This window comes from Intrasporangium sp. (genome assembly GCF_035280925.1).
Classification (GTDB): Bacteria; Actinomycetota; Actinomycetes; order Actinomycetales; family Dermatophilaceae; genus Intrasporangium.
In genome coordinates, this window is sequence record NZ_DATEEY010000229.1 from 1 (window position 1) to 2874 (window position 2874).

Sequence of the window (2874 nt, forward strand, 5' to 3'; positions counted from 1 at the left end):
GATGGTCGGCGGAGCGGGACTCTTCGTGCTCGCCAACCTCGCGGCGCTGGCGGGATTCTCGCCGGCCGTTGTCTGGTCGGTGGCCCTGGTCGTCTGCGTGGTGGCCGCGCGGTTCGTGCCGATGTACGCCGTGGACGTCGCCGACCAGTATCTGATCGACCTGGAGCGGCTCGCAGTCACCGCGTGGTCGGCCCGGGAGCGGCGGACCGGGCGGCGGGGGCGGATCGTGGTCCCGGAGACCACGGTGGCCCGGGTCGCCTCGAGCGCAGCGCGCACCATGACGGCGGCCGCGGCGGCGATCGCGGTCGCAGCAGCGCTCTCGTCGTACCTCCTGCTGACGCGGGTGCAGCCGGAGCTCGACCGGATCGGGGTGCGGTGCCTGGTGTTCTTCGCGGGCGCGGCCCTGCTGCTGACGGCGCGCAGCCATCGGCACACCGGTCCGCGGGTGCTGCTCCGGATCGCCGGCCTCGTGTGCTGGGCGGGCCTGTCCTGGCAGCTCCTCGCGGAGCTCAGCGAGCCGCGTCTCGTGGCGCTGCTGGGCACGGCCATCGCGCTCGGCCTGCTGCTGATGCTGGTCGCCGTCGCGACCGGCCGGGGGTGGCGCTCGGTGTGGTGGTCGCGACGGGCAGAGGTGGCCGAAGGGTTCTGCGCGGCCGCAGCGCTGGCGAGCGTGGTGGTCAGCAGCGGCCTCTTCCGCACCCTGTGGGAAATCGCGCCGTGATGTTTAGGGCCCGGAGCGCCGGGTAGGACCGTGGGTGCCCGGGCGGCGGATCCGGTCGGGGGACGCTCACACAGCGACGGATGCAGCGGCACAGGGCCGCTGAGCAAGCAGCCGAAACCAAGCAGTCGGAACCAGTAGACGGAACGGGAGCAGTCGACATGGCAGCAAACGAGATGGGAATGGGCGAGGGCACCCTCAGCAAGGCAGCTGGCATGGTGTCGACGGCTCGACAGGACTTCCACCGACTCAGCGGTCAGCTGGACGGCCAGATCGCCGGTCTCAGGGGCAAGTGGGAAGGCGCCGGGGGCCAGGCGTTCTTCATCCTCCACCAGGCATGGACCGAGAAGCAGAAGGTGGTCGTGGACGCGCTGGACGAGTTCGAGGCCTCGTTGCGTGGCACCGAGAAGGACGCCACGAACGTCGATGACACGCAGGCCGCCAACTTCGCCAACTTCCAGAACAAGCTCTGATCCGAGCGACGGGACCTAGGAGACAGACATGAACCTCGACGGACTTCGCGTCAACCACGCCGGGCTCGACCAGGCTGCTGAGGACCTCTACGGGGCGGTGAAGCGGATCGACGAGCGGATGGACCGGCTCGAGAGCGAGCTCGCCCCGCTGCGCAGCGACTGGTCCGGTGAGGCCCAGGAGGCCTACAAGCGGGCCAAGGCCAAGTGGGACTGGGCGCTCAAGGAGATGCGCGACCTGCTCGACCAGACGAGCAAGACCGTCTACCAGTCGAACGCCGAGTACCGCGCCGCCGACATGCGCGGCGCGCAGAGCTTCGACATCTGACCGGGCCGGTCTCGACAGACTGACACTTCCTGTACTAGCCCTGTACGAGCCTGCACGACCAGCGGAGAATCACATGCTTCCTCCCGGCTTCCACATCCCGGACGCGGCGCCGACCGGAGGTGCCGACGGTACCGTCGAGATCGATCCCGCCGCCCTCGAGAAGCTGCGGTCCGCGTTGCGCGACGCCGCCGAGCTGCTCGAGAGCGGCACGTTCCGCGACCTCGATCTCGCCGAGAACGCGTTCGGAGCCCGTCCCTCCGCCACCGAGCTCGGCCACGAGCACCGAACAGCGCACCGGATCATCGCCGACACCATCATGGGCGTGACCAAGGACCTGTGGGGCTACCGCGACGGCGTACAGAAGTTCGAGACCGGGATGGTCACGGCGGACGAGGCGGCGTCGGCCGATCTGGAGACCCAGCGGGAGGGCGTCGAGGCGTTGGCCGCGTCCTCGGCGCTCAACCAAGGCGAGTACAGCTACCACAGCTCCCAGCGGACCAACCTGACCGGCGCCTCGGACGCCTCCCCGGTGGGCAGTGGCGGTGCCCCTGATGCTGACCCGGCCGGTGATGACACCCGTGCTCAGGACGAGGATGCGTGATGGCCGGCGCCAACGAGCAACAGCTGCGCGGACACCTTGCGAGCTCACGGGTGTGGCAGGTCCTCCAGGCCGAGTCGCAGTGGCGACAGGGTGCCCAGGCGCTCGAGGACGTCGCGAACGCGATCGAGCAGGCGCGCCCGCTGGCGCGGGAGAACCTCGGGCAGCACACGGCCGATCAGGCCGACAAGGCCTTCGTCGCCATGCACGAGAAGGTGAAGCAGCGGCAGGAGCAGCTGAAGAAGGGCGCCGAGGCGCTCGCGCAGGCCAAGCAGGCCATCAACCGGGCCCAGGCAGTCGTGAGCGGCTTCGCGCGCGAGGGCGACCTTCAGGAACCGTCACCGCCGGACTGGTCAGACGACGAGATCAGGCAGATCCAGCAGCTGAAGGTCCACAGCTCGAAGATGACCGCCTACACCAACGCGGTCGCTGCTCGTGAGGAAGCCGCGCGCGCCGCGATCCAGGACGTCGACGACACCAACCGGGCCTCGACAGCGACGATGCGCGAGATCCAGGGCAAGCCGCCGCTGGACAAGCGTGGCGGAGGCGGAGGCAGTACCCCCGCGGGCGGCAGCACGACTGCGCCGCCGGCGGGGACGGCCACCACGCCGCCGAGCTACGACCCTGTGTCCGACCACGATCCTCCCAGAACACCGGAGGACCCGCCGACCAACGGCACGAGCGACCCGTCGCCGGACGACCCGCCGACTGACACTCCCACCGGGGAACCGGCCTCTGACGACCCGCCAACCCACGAGGA

4 protein-coding genes and 1 pseudogene are annotated in these 2874 nt (G+C 70.0%); all 5 read left to right on the top strand.

The annotated features are described in order from the left end of the window. The coding region (locus VJN29_RS20220; RefSeq protein ID WP_324145444.1) for a hypothetical protein at positions 1–721 on the top strand (721 nt) is incomplete at its 5' end. 158 nt (positions 722–879) lie between these two features. Then, positions 880–1191 carry a WXG100 family type VII secretion target gene (locus tag VJN29_RS20225; protein WP_324145445.1) on the top strand — a complete coding sequence of 104 codons (312 nt, stop codon included), beginning with the start codon at positions 880–882 and terminating at the stop codon, positions 1189–1191. 28 nt (positions 1192–1219) lie between these two features. Continuing rightward, entirely contained in the window at positions 1220–1516 is a 297-nt protein-coding gene (locus tag VJN29_RS20230) for a WXG100 family type VII secretion target (protein ID WP_324145446.1), read from the top strand. A gap of 73 nt (positions 1517–1589) precedes the next feature. Beyond that, positions 1590–2117 carry a hypothetical protein gene (locus VJN29_RS20235; protein ID WP_324145447.1) on the top strand — a complete coding sequence of 176 codons (528 nt, stop codon included), beginning with the start codon at positions 1590–1592 and terminating at the stop codon, positions 2115–2117. Further along, positions 2117–2874 (top strand): annotated as a pseudogene (locus VJN29_RS20240) (hypothetical protein); the annotation flags it as partial. The gene VJN29_RS20235 and the pseudogene VJN29_RS20240, both read left to right, overlap by 1 nt.

Coding starts and splice junctions, on each gene's coding strand:
- VJN29_RS20225 (WP_324145445.1), top strand. CDS start 880: ATGGCAGCAAACGAGATGGGAATGGGCGAGGGCACCCTCAGCAAGGCA.
- VJN29_RS20230 (WP_324145446.1), top strand. CDS start 1,220: ATGAACCTCGACGGACTTCGCGTCAACCACGCCGGGCTCGACCAGGCT.
- VJN29_RS20235 (WP_324145447.1), top strand. CDS start 1,590: ATGCTTCCTCCCGGCTTCCACATCCCGGACGCGGCGCCGACCGGAGGT.